This window comes from Lentiprolixibacter aurantiacus, from assembly GCF_026241225.1.
Lineage (GTDB): Bacteria > Bacteroidota > Bacteroidia > Flavobacteriales > Flavobacteriaceae > Lentiprolixibacter > Lentiprolixibacter aurantiacus.
This window is the reverse complement of record NZ_JAPFQP010000004.1, coordinates 591,319-611,342: the sequence shown is the minus strand read 5'-3', so window position 1 is coordinate 611,342 and position 20,024 is coordinate 591,319. Positions and strand designations below refer to the sequence as shown.

Annotated in this window: 25 protein-coding genes; 12 read left to right on the top strand and 13 right to left on the bottom strand. The window is 44.9% G+C overall.

Features of this window, described 5'->3' with window-relative positions:
- Positions 1 to 372 precede the first annotated feature (372 nt).
- The 4 genes from OO016_RS14300 to OO016_RS14285 all read right to left on the bottom strand — a co-directional run bounded on the left by OO016_RS14300 (position 373) and on the right by OO016_RS14285 (position 3,556).
- Positions 373 to 978 (bottom strand): aminotransferase class IV, encoded by a 606-nt coding sequence (locus OO016_RS14300; protein WP_266015452.1) that lies wholly within the window; start codon positions 976 to 978, stop codon positions 373 to 375.
- On the bottom strand, positions 962 to 1,909 hold the full coding sequence (locus tag OO016_RS14295) for an aminodeoxychorismate synthase component I (protein ID WP_266015449.1): 948 nt from the start codon (positions 1,907 to 1,909) through the stop codon (positions 962 to 964). The genes OO016_RS14300 and OO016_RS14295 overlap by 17 nt, the downstream gene beginning before the upstream one ends.
- A 111-nt stretch (positions 1,910 to 2,020) precedes the next feature.
- On the bottom strand, positions 2,021 to 3,151 hold the full coding sequence (locus OO016_RS14290; protein WP_266015445.1) for an AI-2E family transporter: 1,131 nt from the start codon (positions 3,149 to 3,151) through the stop codon (positions 2,021 to 2,023).
- Positions 3,152 to 3,169: 18 nt separating this feature from the next.
- Positions 3,170 to 3,556 carry a hypothetical protein gene (locus OO016_RS14285; protein ID WP_266015442.1) on the bottom strand — a complete coding sequence of 129 codons (387 nt, stop codon included), beginning with the start codon at positions 3,554 to 3,556 and terminating at the stop codon, positions 3,170 to 3,172.
- A 157-nt stretch (positions 3,557 to 3,713) separates the two neighbouring features.
- Here OO016_RS14285 and OO016_RS14280 point away from each other — a divergent pair, with 157 nt between their 5' ends.
- The 3 genes from OO016_RS14280 to OO016_RS14270 are packed head-to-tail and all read left to right on the top strand — an operon-like array spanning position 3,714 to position 6,274.
- Positions 3,714 to 4,496, top strand: a complete 783-nt coding sequence (locus OO016_RS14280; RefSeq protein ID WP_266015439.1) for an MlaE family ABC transporter permease — start codon at positions 3,714 to 3,716, stop codon at positions 4,494 to 4,496.
- Entirely contained in the window at positions 4,493 to 5,275 is a 783-nt protein-coding gene (locus OO016_RS14275) for an ABC transporter ATP-binding protein (RefSeq protein ID WP_266015436.1), read from the top strand. Before OO016_RS14280 ends, OO016_RS14275 begins: the two co-directional genes overlap by 4 nt.
- 3 nt (positions 5,276 to 5,278) lie before the next feature.
- Positions 5,279 to 6,274 carry an MlaD family protein gene (locus OO016_RS14270; RefSeq protein WP_266015434.1) on the top strand — a complete coding sequence of 332 codons (996 nt, stop codon included), beginning with the start codon at positions 5,279 to 5,281 and terminating at the stop codon, positions 6,272 to 6,274.
- A 3-nt stretch (positions 6,275 to 6,277) separates the two neighbouring features.
- Here the strand turns inward: OO016_RS14270 and OO016_RS14265 are convergent, their stop codons facing one another.
- Genes OO016_RS14265 through OO016_RS14255 form a run of 3 tightly spaced genes read right to left on the bottom strand, consistent with a single transcriptional unit; the run spans position 6,278 to position 7,858 of the window.
- Positions 6,278 to 6,886: a GyrI-like domain-containing protein gene (locus tag OO016_RS14265; protein ID WP_266015432.1), complete on the bottom strand. Its 609-nt coding sequence runs from the start codon at positions 6,884 to 6,886 to the stop codon at positions 6,278 to 6,280.
- Positions 6,879 to 7,481 carry a CDP-alcohol phosphatidyltransferase family protein gene (locus tag OO016_RS14260; RefSeq protein ID WP_266015430.1) on the bottom strand — a complete coding sequence of 201 codons (603 nt, stop codon included), beginning with the start codon at positions 7,479 to 7,481 and terminating at the stop codon, positions 6,879 to 6,881. Before OO016_RS14260 ends, OO016_RS14265 begins: the two co-directional genes overlap by 8 nt.
- A gap of 11 nt (positions 7,482 to 7,492) precedes the next feature.
- Positions 7,493 to 7,858 carry an arsenate reductase family protein gene (locus tag OO016_RS14255; RefSeq protein WP_266015428.1) on the bottom strand — a complete coding sequence of 122 codons (366 nt, stop codon included), beginning with the start codon at positions 7,856 to 7,858 and terminating at the stop codon, positions 7,493 to 7,495.
- Positions 7,859 to 8,047: 189 nt separating this feature from the next.
- On the opposite strand from OO016_RS14255, the gene OO016_RS14250 reads away from it, so the two are divergent.
- From OO016_RS14250 to OO016_RS14235, 4 genes are all read left to right on the top strand, one after another.
- The gene (locus OO016_RS14250; RefSeq protein ID WP_266015426.1) at positions 8,048 to 8,911 is read left to right on the top strand and encodes a universal stress protein; all 864 of its coding nucleotides are present in this window, start codon (positions 8,048 to 8,050) and stop codon (positions 8,909 to 8,911) included.
- A 192-nt stretch (positions 8,912 to 9,103) separates the two neighbouring features.
- Positions 9,104 to 9,343: a hypothetical protein gene (locus tag OO016_RS14245; protein ID WP_266015424.1), complete on the top strand. Its 240-nt coding sequence runs from the start codon at positions 9,104 to 9,106 to the stop codon at positions 9,341 to 9,343.
- 11 nt (positions 9,344 to 9,354) lie between these two features.
- Positions 9,355 to 9,999 (top strand): dienelactone hydrolase family protein, encoded by a 645-nt coding sequence (locus OO016_RS14240; protein ID WP_266015422.1) that lies wholly within the window; start codon positions 9,355 to 9,357, stop codon positions 9,997 to 9,999.
- 3 nt (positions 10,000 to 10,002) lie between these two features.
- Complete coding sequence (locus OO016_RS14235; protein ID WP_266015420.1) at positions 10,003 to 10,644, top strand: phosphoribosyltransferase; 642 nt, start codon at positions 10,003 to 10,005, stop codon at positions 10,642 to 10,644.
- Here OO016_RS14235 and OO016_RS14230 read toward each other — a convergent pair.
- The 6 genes from OO016_RS14230 to OO016_RS14205 all read right to left on the bottom strand — a co-directional run bounded on the left by OO016_RS14230 (position 10,634) and on the right by OO016_RS14205 (position 15,971).
- The gene (locus OO016_RS14230; protein ID WP_266015418.1) at positions 10,634 to 12,085 is read right to left on the bottom strand and encodes an RtcB family protein; all 1,452 of its coding nucleotides are present in this window, start codon (positions 12,083 to 12,085) and stop codon (positions 10,634 to 10,636) included. The genes OO016_RS14235 and OO016_RS14230 overlap by 11 nt on opposite strands.
- Positions 12,086 to 12,088: 3 nt before the next feature.
- Positions 12,089 to 12,502, bottom strand: a complete 414-nt coding sequence (locus OO016_RS14225; protein WP_266015416.1) for an archease — start codon at positions 12,500 to 12,502, stop codon at positions 12,089 to 12,091.
- Positions 12,499 to 13,134 (bottom strand): class I SAM-dependent methyltransferase, encoded by a 636-nt coding sequence (locus OO016_RS14220; RefSeq protein ID WP_266015414.1) that lies wholly within the window; start codon positions 13,132 to 13,134, stop codon positions 12,499 to 12,501. Before OO016_RS14220 ends, OO016_RS14225 begins: the two co-directional genes overlap by 4 nt.
- 171 nt (positions 13,135 to 13,305) lie before the next feature.
- On the bottom strand, positions 13,306 to 13,515 hold the full coding sequence (locus OO016_RS14215; protein ID WP_266015412.1) for a dodecin family protein: 210 nt from the start codon (positions 13,513 to 13,515) through the stop codon (positions 13,306 to 13,308).
- Between the two features lie 111 nt (positions 13,516 to 13,626).
- Complete coding sequence (locus OO016_RS14210; RefSeq protein WP_266015410.1) at positions 13,627 to 14,796, bottom strand: baeRF7 domain-containing protein; 1,170 nt, start codon at positions 14,794 to 14,796, stop codon at positions 13,627 to 13,629.
- Positions 14,797 to 14,879: 83 nt separating this feature from the next.
- Positions 14,880 to 15,971 (bottom strand): site-2 protease family protein, encoded by a 1,092-nt coding sequence (locus OO016_RS14205; protein ID WP_266015408.1) that lies wholly within the window; start codon positions 15,969 to 15,971, stop codon positions 14,880 to 14,882.
- Between the two features lie 113 nt (positions 15,972 to 16,084).
- Between OO016_RS14205 and OO016_RS14200 the strand changes: the two genes are divergently transcribed.
- The 5 genes from OO016_RS14200 to OO016_RS14180 all read left to right on the top strand — a co-directional run bounded on the left by OO016_RS14200 (position 16,085) and on the right by OO016_RS14180 (position 20,005).
- Positions 16,085 to 16,696 carry a flavin reductase gene (locus OO016_RS14200; protein ID WP_266015405.1) on the top strand — a complete coding sequence of 204 codons (612 nt, stop codon included), beginning with the start codon at positions 16,085 to 16,087 and terminating at the stop codon, positions 16,694 to 16,696.
- Positions 16,693 to 17,865, top strand: a complete 1,173-nt coding sequence (locus tag OO016_RS14195) for a M20 family metallopeptidase (protein WP_266015402.1) — start codon at positions 16,693 to 16,695, stop codon at positions 17,863 to 17,865. The genes OO016_RS14200 and OO016_RS14195 overlap by 4 nt, the downstream gene beginning before the upstream one ends.
- A complete protein-coding gene (locus OO016_RS14190) occupies positions 17,865 to 18,887 on the top strand; it encodes a hypothetical protein (protein ID WP_266015400.1) in 1,023 nt (340 codons plus the stop codon). Before OO016_RS14195 ends, OO016_RS14190 begins: the two co-directional genes overlap by 1 nt.
- A gap of 91 nt (positions 18,888 to 18,978) precedes the next feature.
- Positions 18,979 to 19,266, top strand: coding sequence for a zinc ribbon domain-containing protein (locus OO016_RS14185; RefSeq protein ID WP_266015398.1), 288 nt, complete (start codon positions 18,979 to 18,981; stop codon positions 19,264 to 19,266).
- Positions 19,267 to 19,333: 67 nt separating this feature from the next.
- Positions 19,334 to 20,005: a hypothetical protein gene (locus OO016_RS14180; protein WP_266015396.1), complete on the top strand. Its 672-nt coding sequence runs from the start codon at positions 19,334 to 19,336 to the stop codon at positions 20,003 to 20,005.
- The last annotated feature ends 19 nt before the right edge of the window (positions 20,006 to 20,024 follow it).

The following is a 20,024-nucleotide window of genomic DNA, read 5'->3' as shown; positions in this document are numbered from 1 at the left end:
ATTTATTTCAGCTTTTGAGGGGAAGGAAAAAACAAAGGCAAACCTGTGAAGGTTTGCGGTTTTCTATTTGCAGTCGTTGTCTCCCGGTCTGGATCACGAGCATTAGCGAGTAATCCAGTGGCTTTCGCAGGAAAACAAAAAACCACCAGGGTTAGCAGTTGTGGATTTTCTAATTGCAGCCCCGGTTTCCTATTCTGGATCATGAGCAAGGCGAATACTCCAGTAACTTTTTAGAAGAAAGCCAAATTCATTTGAGCTTTGGGATGGAAAAGAAAAAATCAATTCGCGACAGGGAATTGGGGTTTTGTATTTGCAGTCGTGGTTTCCCATTCTGCATCATGAACGACGTGAGTACTCCATTCGGTTTTTTGATCAGGGGGCAGGAAATACGATCCTACTAACCGGCACCTCAACAGCCTCCTCCCATGGGATCATGGCGTTGATCAGTCTTACTGTGCTGAAGTCACATATATCCTCTTCCCTGATGGCAGCTTCCTTTATGATGCCATCCCGGATCAGTTGTTCACGCCTGACACCCTTTAGCAGGGGTGTGTTTGAGGTATACCATGACACCCCATCGCAGAACACCAGGTTGGCGTATGAAGCGTCTGTTACGCAACCGTTTTTTACAATGATAATATCATCTGCCCCGGAATTGGAAAATAGTCGGTTAATATGATCCCGGTTAGCGTATTTATGGTGGTATTCTATACTGTTATCCCTTGCGATCGCCAGGGATCCAACAACCCTTTTTTGATAAGGGATATATTGTACTTCCTGAATTTCATTTAAATCGTAGATTACCCTGCATTTGTACACCATTTGATCCGAAAGTGCATGGGTCTTGATGTATTCTTCCAGGTGAATCCTGGTGCCTGCCGAATAGTCCAGTAAGGTACGGTTTACCCTTTCCTGGTGGAGTGACAGGTTTTCGATAAGCCCATTCGCAATACGGATGGATTCAATAAATCGGGACATAAATCTTGTCTATCAGTTCCTGATATTCCTCTTCCATAGAACTAAGGTGAGTGATTCCACCACCACTCCTGTACGTGTAATTCTGATCGATATACCGGATCAGAATGCAGCTGTCCAGGTTTTTTCCATCGAAATAGCCTGCAATACCTGTGTAATAACCCCTTTCCGCTCCTTCGACTTCCTGTATAATCTGGACGGTTTTGTTTTTTGGGGCACCTGAAATGGAACCGGCGGGTAGTAATTCCCACAAGATATCTCCTATGGAGCTGGCAAAACCCTCCGGCAGGCTTCCGCAAATTTCCGAACTAACCTGTCCGAGTTTCTTGGAATTGGATTGAATTACCTCGTAGTACCGATATTTATTTACGGTTACATTATTAGCCACCTTGCTCAGGTCATTTCGCAACAGGTCTACAATTGTGGCATGTTCTGCCTGTTCCTTTTTGTCGGCCAGAATCCTGTCCCTGGCATCCTTCAAATCAGCGTCGATGGTACCCTTCATGGGAAAGGTACAGATCCGGTTGTTTTTAATCTGCACAAAAGATTCCGGGGAGAAACAAACAAATTCATCCTTTAGCCAGACTTTATAACGGGAAACCGAAGCGTGGAAAATTTCTTCAAGAGTAAGGTCCGTTTCAAGGGGACTGGAAACAGTCAGGTTTACCAGGTAGCTGTTTCCGCGAAGCAACTGATCCTTGACCTGGTTAAATTTCAATCGATAAAGATCCTGTTCCAGGACTGTTTTATCGAACCTGAATGCCCTATTGCCATTGCTTTTGGGGGCTACATTGGTTATACCGTCGAAGTTATATTTGAAACTCTCAGGACATTCATCCATTAACCATGCCCTCGGTTTTTGTTGCTCAAAATCGATCAAAAAAACAAAAGGCTTGCCTTCCTTTCCCCATTTGTTCAACTGTTCTCTAAACATGGAATCCTGACAGTGTCTTTAGTTTCGCGAAAATATCAAGAAAATTGATTCTATGGAACATTCTTTTTGGATGAAGCGATATAGTCTTTGAGGGCGAGCTTTTAAAGGTATTTAGTCTTCCTCCTTCTTCATTAAGGGTTTGATCAGGCGGTATTTGCCTAAATCGTATTTGTCCAGGAAAATCCCGCTTTTTCGGGACAGTCCATTTTCCATTATATAGCTTAATGGAACTGTTCGGTCAAAGCCCCTGAGGATTTCCTTGGTAATCGCGAGGACAGGCAGCGCAAGGATCATACCGGGTATACCCCAGACAATAGCTCCTATAAACAACCCCAGTATTATGAACAATGGGTTGATCTTTATGCTGGGTCCCATGATGTTGGGGGAGATGAGGTTACCTTCTATTTGCTGAATCATGATATAAAGTGCTACTACAGCAATAGGTTGCCAAAGGGTGTCAGAGAGGATCAGCATGTAGGTAAATGGCAATACCACCCCAATAGTGGTGCCAATGTATGGAATGATCTCCAGGAAACCGGCCAGGAACCCCCAGAAATAGGCGTAAGGCACCCCAATTGCCCAGAGTCCGGTTCCGATGAGCAACCCAAGGATCACGATTACAATCGCCTGTCCCATCAGGTAGCGTTTGGTAAGGTATTGCACTTTTAAAAACAGTGCCTCCAGTTTTTTCCGTTGATCTGGCCCTACCTGGGCAAGTAAAAAATTCTTAAAGGAAATCCGGTAGAGCAGTATAAAGTACGTGAGTACTATAATCAGCACCACATGGGCTATGACGGTGGTTGTGGAGGTCAGGCTTTCGCCCAGAGCATCTGCCGGGACATCCACTATGGAGTTGAAATTCTTCTCCACCCAATGTGAAGTGGATTCCGCATCCAACTTAAATTTATGATCCACCCAGTCCATGGCCAGGGTCATTTTTTCCTTTAATTTATCCCTGGACGAGGGTAGGTTGCCAAACAATATGCGCGACTGGTTGAAAAAGAAGCCTAAAACCAGCAGAAATGGGATTACTGCCGTGATATATGAGACCAGGATGGCCAGGATATTGTTGCGAATATGTCGCTCAAAAAAATTGACAATTGGGTTGAGGAAAAGGGCAAGCAGTACGCTGAACAACAGGGGTATCAGTACCACCTTGGCGGTAATAGTGATCCATACCGCCAAAGTACTGATGCCGAGGAAGTAAAAAATATTTTTTAAACTGATTCCAGCATTGCTCATGATGGATTTAAAATAGACTTAGTTGTTCTTTGTCATGAAATCGAAAAATTCCTTTTTAAGGTCGTTATACATTTCTCGTTCTGTCTGCATTTGTTCCCTGAAGTCCACATGGTAATCATACATAACGTGGTCCATACTGTTCTCTCCTGCCTGGTATTGTCTGGATATATTCATTTCATGAGCACGTATACGCTGCCTGAAGGCTTCGATCTTGGAGTGGTGTATGCGGAAGCGGTTTTCGAAGTGGTCCAGCTCTACCAGAAATTCCCTGTCCTGGCTTTTATGCAGAATTTCAGCCAGGCGGTTTTTGAAAATTTTGATTTCATCATCATAAAAATCGAGCTCTCTTTCCCACTGTTGATGCTCGAAGTGAATATCCTCGTTGAAGATGGGTTTGGTTTCCATAATATTCATGTTGTAAATCGTTAGACATAGGATAAATCTAGGGGGTTTGACCGGGGAATAAAATGACATAAGTCATTCTTTTGGCATGATCTAAGTCATTTAGTTCCCGTAACCGATTCGATACCTTTGAAATTGCCCTGCAATTCAATAAACATCGATGAATACGGCAAAACCCATATCCGCAGGATTTCGCCATTTCTTTGTGGAAATTGGCGAATTGTCTCTCTTTGCAGGCCGGTTCTTTAAAGAAACGGTTAAGCCCCCTTTTGAATTCAGGGAACTTTTGAGGCAATGCTATCATATGGGCAACCGGTCTTTAACCCTGGTCCTGGTTACCGGGTTTATAATTGGCCTGGTACTCACGCTGCAGTCAAGGCCCACCCTTGTGGAATTCGGAGCCGTATCCTGGATGCCCGATATGGTGGGAATCTCCATCGTACGGGAACTGGGTCCCGTAATTACTGCTTTGGTCTGTGCAGGGCGTATTGCCTCCGGTATAGGCGCCGAACTGGGATCCATGCGGGTTACTGAACAGATCGATGCCATGGAGGTATCCGGAACCAACCCTTTTAAATATCTGGTGGTAACCCGCATACTTGCCACAACATTGATGCTCCCGCTTTTGGTGATACTTGGAGATGCCGTAGCGCTTTATGGCTCTGCCCTGGTCGAGAATTTCAAAGGAGATGTTTCCTTCCAGCTTTATTTTAACCGTGTATTTGATGCACTGGAATACGGGGATTTAGTCCCGGCAACCATAAAATCTTTCTTCTTTGGGTTCGCCATTGGCCTGGTGGGTTGCTTTAAAGGCTACTACAGTAAGAAGGGTACTGCCGGGGTTGGCCTTGCTGCCAATACCGCCGTGGTATTTACTTCCATGCTGTTGTTTGTGATCGACTTTATCGCCGTTTTTATATCAGATATTTTTTATGAACTATGAAAGCTTCCCCTTCACATATAACGCAATTGAAGCCTAAGGAGCCTCCGGAGGTCATGATCCATATAGAAGATCTGTACAAGAGTTTTGGGGAAAATCATGTGCTCAATGGATTTAATATGAAATTGTTCAGGGGGGAGAACCTGGTGGTAATGGGTAAATCAGGCTCTGGCAAATCTGTTATGATCAAATGCCTGGTGGGCCTGATGAAGCCCGATAAGGGTCGGATTTTCGTAATGGGCAGGGAGATCGGCACCCTGGACCGTGAGGCGCTGGACATATTGCGATCGGATATAGGGTTCCTTTTCCAGGGAAGTGCACTTTACGACTCCATGACCGTGCGTGAAAACCTGGAGTTTCCTATGCGCAGGCACAGTGAAAAACTGGGTGAAATAACTGATACCCTTCCGCTAGTGCTGGAAGCCCTGGAAAGTGTGGGCCTCGCTCATACTGTTGACCTAATGCCCGAGGAACTTTCCGGTGGGATGAAACGAAGGGTGGCTTTGGCCAGGACATTGATCCTGAGGCCCAAGATCATTTTGTACGATGAACCCACCAGCGGCCTGGATCCGATCACAGCCAAGGAAATTATTGAACTGATGCGTAGCATACAGGAGAAATATGGAACATCATCGCTTATAATCACCCACGATGTGGACTGCGCCCGGGTTATTTCCGAGCGTATGATCCTGCTGGTTGATGGGGTGAATTATGCCGAGGGAACCTATGAGGAACTTGTCCTTTCAAAGGATCCCAAGGTAGAGGCATTTTTTAAGAAATAGGATATGGAAAAATCTACTGCCCAGAAATTGAAATTAGGTGTTTTTGTGATCCTCGGGACCGCACTGCTTGTTGTCGCTTCCTACCTGATCGGCAATAGGCAGAATATGTTTGGTCAGAACTTTACTATTGAAGCTGTCTTCAAGAATGTGAACGGATTGCAAAAAGGGAACAATGTTCGCTACGCGGGGATAAACGTTGGAACCGTTAGCGATATTGATATGGAAAACGATACCCTGATCCGCGTCCTCATGCTTATCGAGGAGAAAATGCATCCGCATATCAAAACCGATGCGATTGCCACTATTGGTTCAGACGGCCTTGTGGGCAGTATGATCGTCAATATCATTCCTGGCAATGGCAATGCGCCTCTGGTACAGGATGGGAGCCGGATAACTTCCTATAGCAGGATCGGTGCCGAAGATATGCTTAGTACACTTAATGTTACCAACGAGAATGCAGCCTTACTTACCGCTGACCTCCTAAAGGTTACTACAGCCCTGAGGCAGGGAAAAGGTACTTTGGGCCGACTGCTTAACGATACGGTTATGGCTAATAATTTAGAGCAGACCATCTACAACCTGAATAAAGCCAGCAGAGAAGCAGATATCATGTTCAAAGAATTGAATAGCCTTACGAAAGGGATAAAGGCTAAGGAAAGTATTGCCAATATATTGCTAACTGATACCTTGAGTGGCCAACGGGTAAAGGAGATTATGGTTAACCTCGAGATATCCAGTAAAAATATGGCAACGGTTACCAGCGATCTGGACAGCCTTGTAAAAGATTTAGATCAAAGCAGCGGAGCCTTTAATTATCTTACCCAAGATACCACCCTGGTAAATAGGCTTTCTGCTACTATGAAAAATATAGAGGAAGGAACAGCTAAATTCAATGAGAACATGGAAGCTTTGAAACACAGTTTCCTCACAAGGGGATATTTTAAGAAGCTGGAAAGAAAAGAGCGGAAAGCGGCTGCGAAACAGAATAATTCTCCCTGATGCTCAATAAGGCTGCCTTACGATAGTTTTCCATTTTTCTGGAGCCGCCCGGCGAATGTCAGACAAATAGATTTCATGGTGCTTTCCCCTATTGGTAAATCCCAATTCCCGAATATACTCATGAACCTTCTGAATAGTTGGGCCTTCTTCTGAAAAAGGACCGATATGCATTATTTGCGCGGCCCTTCCTTCTTCAAAGGATTCCAAACGAATTTTGTCCAGTGCCGGCAAGTCTTTTTTCTTTTTGATCGTTTCAATTACTTCATTTGCCATGTCCTGATCGATCATTTCGGGTTGCATGATCATGGCTGTCCATAACCAATCGTCCTTGGGGAGGCTGCCAAAGTTCTCCATATCATGGGCCCACCAGAGTCCTTCCAGCGGCATAACTCCGTAATCAATGCCCAGGGGTCCCTTTTTTATGGTAAATTTCAATGCATAGGACAGGGAAAAAAGAGCCTCAACGGCCTGTTTGTATTCAATAGCTGTATTGGGATCTCCCTTGCCGTCTATCATCAGGAAATTAAAACTGGGTACATGAACGGTAACTACATCGGAAGCCCTGGGTTGATACAGGGGTTTGAGTTCTTTTTTAAGGTCTCTTTTACTCATTTTTGTCCGAATACTTTTCCAACCTTCTCGGATCGTGGTTTGCCCAGTAAATTCCCTTTACGCCCTCTACCCAATTATCGTACATAAAAATAAGGGTAATTTCTTCTATCGTTTCGATAACACCCAGAATGATCATAGTGTAGAACAGCCAATATACCGGACCAAAAAAGAGTATCCACAGCACAAACGCAGCCTGGACTATTGCCGATAATTTTGCGAGATAGGTGTGAAATGCAGTGGCCTTGCCATACTTCTTAAGTGCGATAAGCATCTGGATGATGTAGGGGACAAAAGCGATAAGGATCAGTATGAAATTCTCCCGCATAAAGTCGTATTCGAAAATAAGGAGCCCAAACAAAGCGATGATCAGGGTAAGCTGGTCCCCATAAGAATCCAGTTGGGAACCCCGGGCACTGCTGATCTTTAATTTACGTGCGAGAAAACCGTCAATAGCATCGGTGGAATAGCTGATCAACATAAACCAGGAAAACAGTTCGCGTTCACCCAGCCAGATAAAGACAATAAGGATCGGTACTGCAAAGATGCGGTAGAAGGAAAACCAGTCCGCTATATTGAAATCCCTGAAAAATCGCATATATCCCTGTTTCAGATTTTAATTATGTCTGATGGCGTCTCTACCAGAATGGTGATCTCACCTCTGATGGCTATGGGTTGTTTCATTATATCCGGATTTTTCTGGATCATTTTAATCCAATCCTCCGGGGAAAATTCAGCTTTGCTGAATTTGGCAGAATAGGAGGTATGGTCCTGGTTGACCAGGTCCGCAACCTTAATTCCTAGCCTGTCTACCAGTTCCATGATCTGGGTGCCGGTCAGCGGAGTTTGAAGGATATCTATCTCCTGTATGGGAAGTCCTTCAGCTCTGGCATAGGCAAGGGTTTGTTTGGCCCTTCTGCTCCCGGAATTGTAATAAAGCGTAATCTGACGATCTGATGTGGCAATTTCTCCCATGGCTGTAATTTTGTTTCATATCCCATAAATTCAGGGAATCCATTATGGTAATGTTAAAGTTAGCGCAACTGCCAAAGCGGAAAAATGACTATTATCATGTATAATGCCCGCTGCTACCCTGACTGACTACCGTCATTTCATTTAGAAGGGCTTTTTAATAGTTTGCAGCTTAATCCTAAAGTAGATCAAATGAAATCCCTGTTGTACGCCACCGATTACTCACCTAATTCCGTGCCTGCCCTCAAGTTTGCATGGAACCTTAGTCAAAAACTGGATGTTCCGCTTTATGTGATGCACGTTTTTGACATCAATGCCACATTCATAAGCACGGTTAGCATAGCCTATGCGCGAATGGAGGAAACAGCATTTTTAAGGAATACCGAAAGGCTAAAGGAGTTTTGCCTGGAACACCTTGCTAAAATACCGGATCAGAAGAAATTGATTACGGTGGTTGCTGAAAACAGTATTGCTTCCCTGAGTATACTTGAAAAGGCCGAAGAAATAGGGGCAGGAATGATTCTGGCAGGCAAGAGGGGAAGCACCCTGATGCGCGACCTTTTTATGGGCAGCACGGCCTCCGGGTTAATTGAGAAATCTCATATTCCGGTAATGCTTTTGCCGGAGCATTATGAATTTTCCAGTATTGAAACTATTGTTTATGCAACGGCATTTGAACAGGCCGATATTTATGCAATCCGTGATATTACCCATTGGGCCTCCCTTTTTGGAGCTGAGATCAGGATTTTTCACGTATCTACCAGGGATGAGTATGCAGGGGAAGACCAGATGGAATGGTTTAAAGAAATGCTGTCACAAAAAGTAAATTATCCCAGGATGCAATTTGAATTGCGCTTCGCAGAGGATATTTATAAGGCTTTAACAGATTACCTCTGGGAAGTTAATGCAGATTTACTGGCCATGCTGGAACGCGAAGAACACCACCTGATTTCCAATATCTGGCATAGGGACCTTGTAAAAAGAATGAAAGGTGAATCTAACCTACCGCTTCTCAGTATTCCGAAGAGCAAGGAACATGCTTCAGGATTGGCCTGAGAAATTCAATTGAGAATGGAAAGATGTTAGAATCGGGGTCATTGGTAATGCAGATAGAAGATTGGTTTTCAGGAGGGAGTGCCCTTTGGGGTTATGGCCTGTGGATAGTCAATCTCTTAACAAACTTCTTTGCATTTATCGTATTGCATTTCCTGCTAAAGAAGAGTTTGCAGCAATTAGTAAGGCATAAACATGAAAACAGGCTCAAGTGTCCTTACTGCCCTCCTTTTAACCCATTACCTCAATTCTCTGAACAAATATTCAAGGAATTCCCGGACTATTGTTTTATTGAGCCAGGCTATAGTAGCAATGGTTTACGTTCAGGTCTTACTCCCTGTGCCAGGAATAATTGCTTACCTGTTGATCCTGGCGGTTACTTACGGTATTACCCTGTTGTTTATCCGTGATACCCAATTGCAGAATTGTGAATAAATTAAATTACTATGAAAATAAAAACAACTCCAATCGCGGTCAGCATTGCGCTGGGTACCGTAAGCCTGAAAGGAATACTGTGTATCCCGGATCAGCCCAGAGGGATTATACTGTTTTCACACGGTAGCGGAAGCAGCAGGTTGAGCTCAAGGAACAATTATGTTGCTTCAATATTGCAGGAAGAGGGCATGGCTACCCTTTTGTTCGATTTACTAACCGAGCAGGAAGACCTAAACTACGAAACTCGTTTTGATATACCGTTGCTAACCCAAAGACTCATCGCTGTTACACACTGGATTAAAGCAAAAGAGGAAACCAGAACACTTAAAGTGGCCTATTTCGGAGCCAGCACGGGAGCTGCCTCTGCCCTGGGAGCTGCCGCCTACTTTGGCAAAGAAATATCTGCTGTGGTATCCCGGGGGGGAAGGCCGGATTTGGCACTTAAAGTATTGCCAGAAGTAAAAGCACCAACCTTGCTTCTTGTAGGAAGCAGGGATCGAATGGTTATAGGCCTCAATGAGCGTGCCTATGACCAATTGCCTTGTACAAAAAGGCTGGAAATAGTCGAGGGGGCTTCCCATTTGTTTGAAGAACCCGGCAAATTGGAAGAAGTTGCCCTCCTGTCTGCCAAATGGTTTACAAAATACTTTAAATAGGAAATGGGTCATTTGTATGAAAACAGGAACGATGCAGGAAAGCAACTGGGGGAGCAATTGAAGGAATTTCTAGGCCAGGATATTGTAGTCTTGGCCATTCCCCGGGGAGGATTACCCGTAGGAGCTGAGGTAGCCAGGTTCCTTAAGGCTCCCCTGGACGTTGCCTTAACCAAGAAAATAGGTCACCCCTACCACAGGGAATATGCGGTAGGGGCGGTAAGCCTTGATAGTGTTGTACTAAGCGAAACAGAGACCATTCCCAGGGTTTATATTGAGGAAGAGATATCTCGCATCAGGGAAACACTTCGAAAGCGTCAGGATCAGTATTACAAGAAGCGAAAACCTGTACCCCTCGTGGATAAGGTGGTTATTGTTGTGGATGATGGGATTGCTACCGGGAATACGCTTTTGGCAACGGTACAATTAGTTTCAAAACAGCATCCGGCCAAAATAATTGTGGCAATACCCGTAGCACCGTTACAGGCGGTTCACATGCTTGAGGCCCTGCCCCAGGTAGATGAGGTGATATGCCTGGCCACGCCAATGAATTTCAGGGCAGTAGGACAGTTTTACCTGCATTTTTACCAGGTTTCCGACGAGGAAGCAATTCGCATCCTGGAGGAGGTTAATGCCACTAACCCTTAACCACCACCATAGGCTTTAACTTGGCCACCTTTGTTGCGATTCCTGAAGCATGGACCGTTTCCACTACCTCATTGATATCTTTGTAGGCAACGGGCGCTTCTTCGGCTATGCCTTTAAATGATCCTGCTTCAACATAGATGCCTCGAGAGCGAAGCTCTTCCTTGAGAACAGGTGCATTTACCTGTTTTTTGGCTGCCGTACGGGATAATCTGCGACCGGCACCGTGGCAACAGGAACCAAAAGTGATTTCCATGCTTCTGGCGGTACCCGCGAGCACATAAGAGCACGTTCCCATACTTCCGGGGATGATCACTGGCTGACCTGCTTTCAGGTATTTTTCAGGCAATTCCGGGAAGCCAGGTCCGAAAGCACGCGTTGCTCCTTTACGGTGTACAATCATCAGAGAAGACTTCCCCTCTACACTGTGTTCCTCTAATTTGGCAATATTGTGGGCAACGTCATACATAAGGTGCAGATCGTCTACCTCAGATCCAAATACTTTTGCCCATGCAGTCCTAGCCTCCCAGGAAATCAATTCGCGGTTGCACCAGGCAAAATTAGCTGCCGCGCACATAGCCCTGAAGTAGTTTTGCCCTTCTTCTGAATCAAAAGGAACGCAGGCCAGTTCCCGGTCCGGTACGTTGATCCCGTATTTTTCCATTGCTCCCATTATGATTTTGATATGATCCGTGGCTACCTGGTGCCCAAGTCCCCTGGATCCCGTGTGAATGAGCAATACGACCTGTCCGCACTCCAAACCATAGGCAGTGGCAATATTGGTATTGTAGATCTCATCAATGTAATCAACTTCTACAAAATGGTTGCCTGAACCTATTGTACCTAACTGATCTTTGCCCCGTTGTTTGGCCCTTTCCGAGACCAATCGGGGATCTGCCATTTCAAGTTTGCCATTGCTCTCTATAAAACGAAGGTCTTCCGCCTTTGCATAGCCCTGGGATACAGCCCATTCAGCACCATTACGAAGCACTTCATGCATCTTCCGGGAAGACAATAGTATTGATCCGCCCTTGCCCATTCCTGAAGGGATATGATTGTATAACTCCCTGGACAAAACTCCCAGACTTTCCTGTACAGTTTCACGATTAAGGGAGGACAGCAACAGTCTTACTCCGCAGTTAATATCATATCCAATGCCTCCCGGGGAAATAGCCCCTTTGGGATAAGAAGTGGCTGCAACACCACCAATAGGAAATCCATAACCTTCATGTACATCAGGCATAACCATGGAGGCCCCCTGTATTCCGGGAAGGGAAGCCACATTAACCAGTTGGGCAAGAGAACGGTCTTCCATGATTTCATCCAGCAGGGTCTCGGAGGCCAGAATACGTGCCGGGACATTCATGTATTGCGGGCGAAAAGAAGTGGGAATCTCCCAGAGGTAATCCTTAATCTTATTAATATGCTCTTTTTGAATTTTCATATTTCATATATCAAACAGAATTAAGGATTCCCAAAGGTCTGATGTGTTCTTTTTGACTTCTGCTTCGTGATAGGTTACGGCCTTAATTTCTTCATCCAGTTCTGAATAAGGGGCCCCGTAAATTTTTGCCGAGATATTTGTCTCTGAAAGGGCTGTCAATTCCATCCGGCAGAAAATGGCTTTTTCGGTATAGGAAACAGAGAGTACTTCCGAAAGGAAATCAACCATAAGACACCCAGGATCTGTAGCTGAAATATTAATAGGAATCTGCAGGGATAATTCCTTCTCACGTTCACAGAATTTCTCCTTAAGGATACCTGACATACCCAGCAGCCCTTCCTGAAAAAGTTCGGGTAAGGATGATGCCTCTAACCGCATACGGATATCAGCCGTATGCGGCAGATATTCTATGCTCATTTTCGGATAGCTTTAACCACAACAAAGGAACCCTCTCCGAAACCTTCCTTCGGGTACTGTGCGTCGACTATGTCATCCAGTTCCCCAAAAAGGGTCTGATTGAATTCCGGTTTGCTAAATCCCGTTTCCTTTAGAAGGCTTTCCACTCTCTTTACCGTATAAAAGGAAGCGTCTCTATAAAATGTGCTGCGATGTTTTTTTTCCAGGTAGTTTTGGGCCACTGGCATTTCCTTGTCCAGGAAACCGATAATAATGGATCCATCTCTTTTTAGTACCCGGTTAGCTTCCCTGAGGGCAAGTTTAAGATTGTCCAGATAGCAGATGGTCACAAACAACACAAAATCAAACTGCATGTCTGCATAGGGCAGTTGTTCTGCTGTGCCCTTCACAACTTCAATACCCCGTTGTACCGCCTTTTGCGCCATGACCTCAGCGGGTTCTATTCCTTCCCTGATTCCAAGTGCATGTGCAAACCTACCTGTACCCAGTCCTACTTCTATGCCATGGATATTCTCGGGGAGTTTCTCAAACTGGGCCTGTATCGCCCTGACCTCAGACTCAAAAACCATTTTATGATCTTCATACCATTGTTCATAATCCACAAGGTTGTCTTCAAATACTGTATATGCCATAATGATAAATTATTAATATTAGGAAACAGCAAGATCATGAGAATAAATGATCCTTGAAATGATATCGGTCAGACCTCGCAGGAATGGACCAGCCCGTATGGAATATAGGTAAATGAAAAAAGCACAACCTATTAGGCCGTGCTTTTAAAGAGGCTCCCAAAATTTTCCTTTTCAATCCATATCCATTATTCCAAAACAAACTTTGGTATTTACGCGGTATTCGGAAATAGCATTATCAGTAACTGTTACCTGCATATCCTGCACATATACTGAACGGATATCCTTCAGGGTTTTGGAGGCTTCTGTGACCACGTTCTGAACTGCATCTTCAAAACTCACTGTAGAGTTTCCTAAAATCTCAACTACTTTTAAAACGGCCATGATCTTGGTTTTAAGGGTTAAACAGCAGAAAGATAAAGGCTGTTAATGTATCCTGAAATGACCTTGCTCATTTACAGGGGCGACAGCTAATAGTTTTTGCAGATGCAAACCTTAATACCGAAAAAGGGCATTTATGGGCCGTTTTGAATAGGGCATATGCCCTTTGTCCAGTATGTAGACCTTGCCCCCCTTCAGGAAGGTATCTCTTGCCATCCTGTTATAAATGGAGATATTCTTTTTTGTTTTCTCTGAATCCAGGATAATACATCCCTTTTCCGAATAAGTTCCGAATTCGTCTGTACCTTTTTGAATGAATAAGGTATCCACTCTACCGTCCTTGACTGCCCGGAGAATATCTGCAATTTGGTGTGAGGTATTGGAACGGTGGACATTCTCCCTGTAAGCCCTGATTTTGGCATCCAAAGTTGCTTTAAAATACGGGGCTACAAGTTCCCAGGCTTCCTGCTGCAACGTTCCAACATCCTTAAATTCAGGATCTCCCCAAAGAGCTTCCTTATAAAGGTTGGGATAGGAATTTACTTCCTTGTAAAGAGAATGCCATCTGGAAACTCCGGCAACAATCAGAGGGGCATTGCTTTCGCCTAAAAGTTTCCTTACGCCTTTATCGATCTCCTTGAAAAACTTGATTAACTCTATTTTTTCATCATCCTTGCCTTCGCCATGACCGTGGAATGAACCCTGTGCATATCCGGCCTGGCCGCTGCGGAATTGTAGTGTTTTTTGCTGGTAATCATAACCTACTACTTCCTCCAGCTGTTCAGGGGCATGGGTTTCAAGATTCAGGTCTCTAAGGCCGTAGCGGTCTGCTTTGTATAGCCTTACATAATCCCTGCTAAGCCCAAGTATAAAATACTCGCCGTTTTGGTGATACATCGGGTATAGGGGAAGCATGTAAAAATGATTGCTGACGTAGCTTACTGGCTCGAAAGAAAAAGGTAACAGGTAGTATTGCAGTCCGGATTCTTTTTCAAGGAATATAGCCAGCCCGTCACCGGGATTACGCCACAATTCACGGTTTTCCACAAGACTGTGCAATGGTTTGAGATACTCCTTTATTTCGGGATCTTTCATGCCGTATTCGCCCAGCGTTTTTTCGAGCCTGTGGATCTGGGATTTCAGCGTGGCAGGCCCCATCTCCTGATTCTGTTCCTTTCCTTTTTTGAACATGGGCAGGTAGATGCTGACGCAAAAAGGATTGCGGGTTTCTGAAAGATTTTTAAAGGTATTTAATGGCAGGGGTTTTGTACTAATTGAACGCATTTTATTTACATTTTCACCAAAGTAGCGAATGCCCGGTTAATGCAAAATGATATGCATCATCCCACTACTTATCTGTTGTCTTATTACTGCGCGAGGGTATTCTTGATTAACAGAAATTCACTGACATTGGTCATGTCAATGGCACCAACCAGGGCTCCGGCTTGATCAATAACGGGAAAGAAGCGTTGTTTTTGTCGGGCAGCGACTTCAAAGAATTCAGTGAGCCGACCGTCCTCTTTCATTGCATAGAACCCAGTATTCATAAAATCCCGGACAAGTAGTTTGCGGTCTTTGCTGCGATTGATGATTTCCTTGTGATATATGGTCCCTGCAATCTGGTTGTTTTCTACAACTACAAAATCCTTCTCGGTACTCGCCAGCAAGAGGTCAATAATTTGCTCCATGGTATAATCGGGGCTTACTGTGGTTATCTGGGTGAGCATGGCATCTTTTACCAAATGCCCCTCCAGTAGTGTTGTCTGTTTCACCATCTGGTTTTCGCCATAGGCCCCGATGAAAATAAACAAAGCAATGAGGACAAGGAAGGGGTTGAAGAACAATCCCAGGATAAAAAATACCACAGCCAGGGTTTGTCCCAGGGTGGCTGCTATTTCCGTTGCCCTGGCCCTGTTCATCTTAAAAGCCAGTAAAGCTCTCAATACCCTCCCTCCATCCATAGGGAAAGCGGGTATCATGTTAAATGCAACCAGCATAATATTGGCTATCAGCAGATAAAAAAGCAGTGTACTGAAATTAGGTGTTGTGAGCAGGGTTTCCAGTTTATCCGCTTCCATACTGAGGTAGGTCCCCAGGGGAACCACAAGCAGCAAGAGCAAGGCAATAACTACGTTTACTGCAGGTCCGGCCAGGGCGACAAGCAATTCCTGGCGGGGTTTTTCCGGCATCTTTTCCAGAGAGGCTACTCCACCTATAGGCAGCAAGGTTATTTTTCTGGTTCCGATATTGAACTTTCTGGCGGTTAGGGCATGACCTAATTCATGCAGTACAACGCAAAGGAATAGGAATAAGATCAGGGAAACATTCATAAGTGCTGAATTGAGGTCACCTCCACGTCTTATATCCAGGTAAACTACCCAGATCAGTAGCAGGGTAAAGGTCCAGTGCACTTCAATCTTGATACCTGCCACTTTTCCCAAATGCAATACACCTTTCATAACTATAATTTACATCAATCTAGTCACATAAGCCAATTTCAGCAATGATTAAGATCATACCTTATATCTGGACCCTGGTTTAACTTTGATTGTTAATCGCATCAAAGAAGGAAATGGAAAGAATTCAGGAATCAAAACTTGCCCATCTTAATACCAAACAATCACTCTGGGATCAGGTATTCACTGTGGCCCCACTGGTGATCATTGGTACGCGTGAAGATGATAAATATGACCTTGCCCCGAAGCATATGGTCACACCAATTGGATTTGGACCTTATTTTGGATTTGTGTGTACACCGAGGCATGCCACCTTCCACAATATAAAGGATACCGGAGAATTCACGGTGAGCTTTCCCAAACCGGATCAGCTGGTATTCACCTCACTCAGTGCAACTCCAAGAAAAGATTCCTGCTCAAATTATGACATAGTGTTCGAATCCCTCCCCATGGTAAAAGCGCTTAACAGGGATTTGCCCATTATTGAAGGGGCGTATTTATACCTGGAGTGCAGGTGCCTGAAAATCCTGGATGGTTTTGATGACTACGCTATTATTACGGGTGAAGTGCTGGCAGCATATGCAGACAGCCAATATACCCTGGTCTCCGAACGGGATAAAGATAAACAGCTTCGACAGCATCCCTTATTGGTTTATGTAGCTCCCGGAAGATTTGCCACGATTACGCAAACGTTTAATTTCCCATTCCCCAAAGATTTTGAACGATGAAGAGGGTCTGTAGCCATGTAGCAGAAATACTATCCTTCCTCCACGCACATGAAGATGAGATGCGAGAATTTCTCGGGGATCTGGTTTCCATGGAGACACCTTCTCATAATAAGGAAGCACAGCATATTATCCTGGAGTTTTTAAGAGAACGCTTTGAAGCGCTTGGTTTCCATGTTCTCCATGTCCCGGGAAAAAAAACAGGAGGCTATTTATATGCGAGGCCACTAAAACGAAATAAAAACAGGCCCATTCAGTTGCTCATCGGTCATTGTGATACCGTCTGGCCCACCGGAACCCTTCAGGAAAGGCCTTTGTCCTATGAAAAGGGAAAAATAAAAGGTCCGGGAGTATACGATATGAAAGCGGGACTTACTCAGATATTCTATGCCCTGGCCGCTATACAAAGCATGCCCCTGCCCATAAAAGTAGAACCGGTGGTTGTGATTAATTCCGATGAGGAAATAGGCAGCTGGGAATCTACAAGCATAATAAAGCGATTGTCCCGTATAGCCAGCCGGGCCTTTATACTGGAACCTCCTTTAGGCCTGGATGGTAAACTGAAAACTGCAAGGAAAGGAATTGGTCGCTTTACCATTACTGTAAAAGGAAAAGCTGCCCATGCCGGTCTGGACCCCACCAAGGGTATCAATGCCATTGTGGAATTGTCCCACCAGGTGCAGCAGCTCTATGCCATGAACGACTATGAAAAAGGGATAACGGTTAATGTTGGTACGATTGAAGGGGGTATCTCCCCCAATACAGTGGCTCCTATGAGCAAAGCTGTGGTTGATGTCCGCGTACTTAGTGAAAAGGACGGTGAATTTATCACCAAAAAAATCAAAAGCCTGAAACCACATCACAGGGATGTTGAATTGATCATTGAAGGGGCAATAGGCCGCCCCCCAATGGAAAAGACCCCCAGGAACCAGGAACTCTGGAGGATTGCCCAACTGCAGGGGAAACAACTTGGTTTAAAATTGGAAGAAGCCACCGCAGGAGGCGGCTCAGACGCCAATACCACCAGCTTGTATACCGCTTCTCTGGATGGTCTGGGAACCCCTGGTGACGGGGCACATGCGCTGCATGAGTTCATTTTTGAGAAAAAACTCCTGGAACGTACTGCACTGCTCACCCTGTTGTTATTGACGGAACCTATAAATGCTGCCTGATGGATCATAAATATATATACACCTCATTAACCCGGATCTCGGATCTGGAAAACAAGGATTTTGGTTTAAAAAAAATAGACAGGACCCACTGGGAAACCGGCGACTATGTTGCCTGCAGGATCCTTGATCCCGGTAGTAATAACATCCTTACCCTTGAGCTTACAACGGGCAGGATGCGTGGTATTATTGGAGGAGAGTCTATTGTAGGCGCTTTGGGCGAACGCCACGCCACGCTGGAGGCCACCGGTACCTGGAGGGAGGTGGGAGACGATCTGAAGATGCACGTGCTCACTGCAGCGGGATTATTTGGTAAGCTTACATCCAAATCGGTCTTTATCCCAAATATGATGGAGGTGGTTTATATGGGGCACGTAATGCGTTATGGAAACAAGGTGCGCATGCAGGATTTTATAATTCCTACACCTGTAGTTCCCTTTAAGACCCCAGTGGTGCTATTTACGGGTACTTCAATGTCTGCCGGTAAAACTACCTCGGCCCGTATTGTAACCAACCTTTTTGTACAGGCCAATTACAAGGTGGTGGGTGCCAAGCTTGCGGGCGCGGGCAGGTACAAAGATATTCTGGCCATAAAGGATGTAGGCGCTGAAGCTGTCATGGATTTTGTAGACGTAGGCCTGCCTTCATCCATCTTTCCCAGGATCCAGTACAAGGAAAGGATCCAGTTGCTTTTGAGTCATATTGAGAAGCTAAAAGCCGATATTGCTATTGTTGAAGTAGGGGCCTCGCCACTGGAGCCCTACAACGGTGATATTGCTATTAAGCTAATAGGGGAGCAGATTAAATGTACCGTTCTCAGTGCCTCGGACCCCTATGCCGCCTACGGGCTTATGAAGGCTTTTGAAATTGTGCCAGACATAGTTACAGGTATTGCCTCCAATACTATTGCCGGACGCGCCATGGTAGAAGAACTTTGTGGTGTTAAAACCCTCAATTTGATCGATTTCAGTACAACTCCTGAATTGAAGGAGATCCTTACGGAAACAACCGGTTTTCCAGTATAGAAGCTGCAAACCTGACAAGTATCATATTTACAATCCTCCTGGAATATTATCTTGTTCTGTATCAAAACAAACTGATTCAGCAAATAGAGCGATGAAAACAACCGAGATGAATGTGTGCCAGAGCTGTGGGATGCCAATAAGGAATATGTCCGATTTCGGGACCTATCCGGATGGTAGTGTAAACACGGACTATTGTTTCCATTTTTATCAGGACGGACATTTTACGGATCCCGATGTTACACTGGAAGAAAAAATTGCGCGAAATATTGCTCTGGCTCAAAGATTGGGTGTTTCCAGGCAAAAGGCACAGAGGATGGCCAGGAACATTTTGCCCGGACTAACGCGCTGGCGAAAAGCCGGCAGGAAGGTTTCCTCCTGATTTGGTATTGGTTAAACAGGTATTGTTTGATCATAAGGGATCGGGATATTCCGTAATACCAGAACATATGAATGTTATTCCAAAAGTACCCCGGCACAATTTCCTTTTACTGCCTTTACTGGGTATGGGGCTTTTTGTGATCCTCTATGTACTGGCCGCTATAAAATACCCTGGAGGCAGCTGGATCGATGCCACTGCCCCCGGCTTTAGTTTCTGGCATAATTATCTTTGCGACCTGCTGGATTACCGCGCATTGAATGGCGAACTGAACAGTGGAAGGTATTATGCCCGGGCATCCCTGGGTGTATTGTGCCTTAGTTTGATATACCTCTGGCTTTTCCTGCCTCATCTTTTTCCAAAATGGAATTGGAATACGAAGCTCATGTGGGTATCTGGCATACTCGCTTTTCTGTCCACCATGCTGCTCTCATCTGGCACCCATGATGTTACTGTTCGGGTCGCCGGTTTATTCGGCGCAGTTGCACTTTTAAGCGCCTTTGCAGAGATGTGGAAGGCCGGTTACATTGGGCTTATGAGATATGGATTTATCTGCCTGTTTATTTTCCTTGGAAACTATTATATCTATGAAACCGGCAAAGGGTTATTCAGTCTTCCGCTAATACAGAAAATTACTTTTAGCGGATTTATTGCCTGGTTTATATGGGTGGACCTGATCCTTTACAAACGGTTTAAAAACAAAGCCATGCATAAGGTCTTACCTCAGGATGGTCTAGGCTGATAAATATTAAATGAAAAAG

Coding starts and splice junctions, on each gene's coding strand:
- OO016_RS14205 (WP_266015408.1), bottom strand. CDS start 15,971: ATGAAAGGTGTATTGCATTTGGGAAAAGTGGCAGGTATCAAGATTGAA.
- OO016_RS14180 (WP_266015396.1), top strand. CDS start 19,334: ATGAATGTTATTCCAAAAGTACCCCGGCACAATTTCCTTTTACTGCCT.
- OO016_RS14235 (WP_266015420.1), top strand. CDS start 10,003: ATGGGTCATTTGTATGAAAACAGGAACGATGCAGGAAAGCAACTGGGG.
- OO016_RS14230 (WP_266015418.1), bottom strand. CDS start 12,085: ATGAAAATTCAAAAAGAGCATATTAATAAGATTAAGGATTACCTCTGG.
- OO016_RS14200 (WP_266015405.1), top strand. CDS start 16,085: ATGGAAAGAATTCAGGAATCAAAACTTGCCCATCTTAATACCAAACAA.
- OO016_RS14300 (WP_266015452.1), bottom strand. CDS start 978: ATGTCCCGATTTATTGAATCCATCCGTATTGCGAATGGGCTTATCGAA.
- OO016_RS14270 (WP_266015434.1), top strand. CDS start 5,279: ATGGAAAAATCTACTGCCCAGAAATTGAAATTAGGTGTTTTTGTGATC.
- OO016_RS14195 (WP_266015402.1), top strand. CDS start 16,693: ATGAAGAGGGTCTGTAGCCATGTAGCAGAAATACTATCCTTCCTCCAC.
- OO016_RS14255 (WP_266015428.1), bottom strand. CDS start 7,858: ATGGGAGAAATTGCCACATCAGATCGTCAGATTACGCTTTATTACAAT.
- OO016_RS14220 (WP_266015414.1), bottom strand. CDS start 13,134: ATGGCATATACAGTATTTGAAGACAACCTTGTGGATTATGAACAATGG.
- OO016_RS14280 (WP_266015439.1), top strand. CDS start 3,714: ATGAATACGGCAAAACCCATATCCGCAGGATTTCGCCATTTCTTTGTG.
- OO016_RS14215 (WP_266015412.1), bottom strand. CDS start 13,515: ATGGCCGTTTTAAAAGTAGTTGAGATTTTAGGAAACTCTACAGTGAGT.
- OO016_RS14240 (WP_266015422.1), top strand. CDS start 9,355: ATGAAAATAAAAACAACTCCAATCGCGGTCAGCATTGCGCTGGGTACC.
- OO016_RS14250 (WP_266015426.1), top strand. CDS start 8,048: ATGAAATCCCTGTTGTACGCCACCGATTACTCACCTAATTCCGTGCCT.
- OO016_RS14275 (WP_266015436.1), top strand. CDS start 4,493: ATGAAAGCTTCCCCTTCACATATAACGCAATTGAAGCCTAAGGAGCCT.
- OO016_RS14225 (WP_266015416.1), bottom strand. CDS start 12,502: ATGAGCATAGAATATCTGCCGCATACGGCTGATATCCGTATGCGGTTA.
- OO016_RS14295 (WP_266015449.1), bottom strand. CDS start 1,909: ATGTTTAGAGAACAGTTGAACAAATGGGGAAAGGAAGGCAAGCCTTTT.
- OO016_RS14185 (WP_266015398.1), top strand. CDS start 18,979: ATGAAAACAACCGAGATGAATGTGTGCCAGAGCTGTGGGATGCCAATA.
- OO016_RS14285 (WP_266015442.1), bottom strand. CDS start 3,556: ATGGAAACCAAACCCATCTTCAACGAGGATATTCACTTCGAGCATCAA.
- OO016_RS14210 (WP_266015410.1), bottom strand. CDS start 14,796: ATGCGTTCAATTAGTACAAAACCCCTGCCATTAAATACCTTTAAAAAT.
- OO016_RS14190 (WP_266015400.1), top strand. CDS start 17,865: ATGGATCATAAATATATATACACCTCATTAACCCGGATCTCGGATCTG.
- OO016_RS14290 (WP_266015445.1), bottom strand. CDS start 3,151: ATGAGCAATGCTGGAATCAGTTTAAAAAATATTTTTTACTTCCTCGGC.
- OO016_RS14245 (WP_266015424.1), top strand. CDS start 9,104: ATGAAAACAGGCTCAAGTGTCCTTACTGCCCTCCTTTTAACCCATTAC.
- OO016_RS14260 (WP_266015430.1), bottom strand. CDS start 7,481: ATGCGATTTTTCAGGGATTTCAATATAGCGGACTGGTTTTCCTTCTAC.
- OO016_RS14265 (WP_266015432.1), bottom strand. CDS start 6,886: ATGAGTAAAAGAGACCTTAAAAAAGAACTCAAACCCCTGTATCAACCC.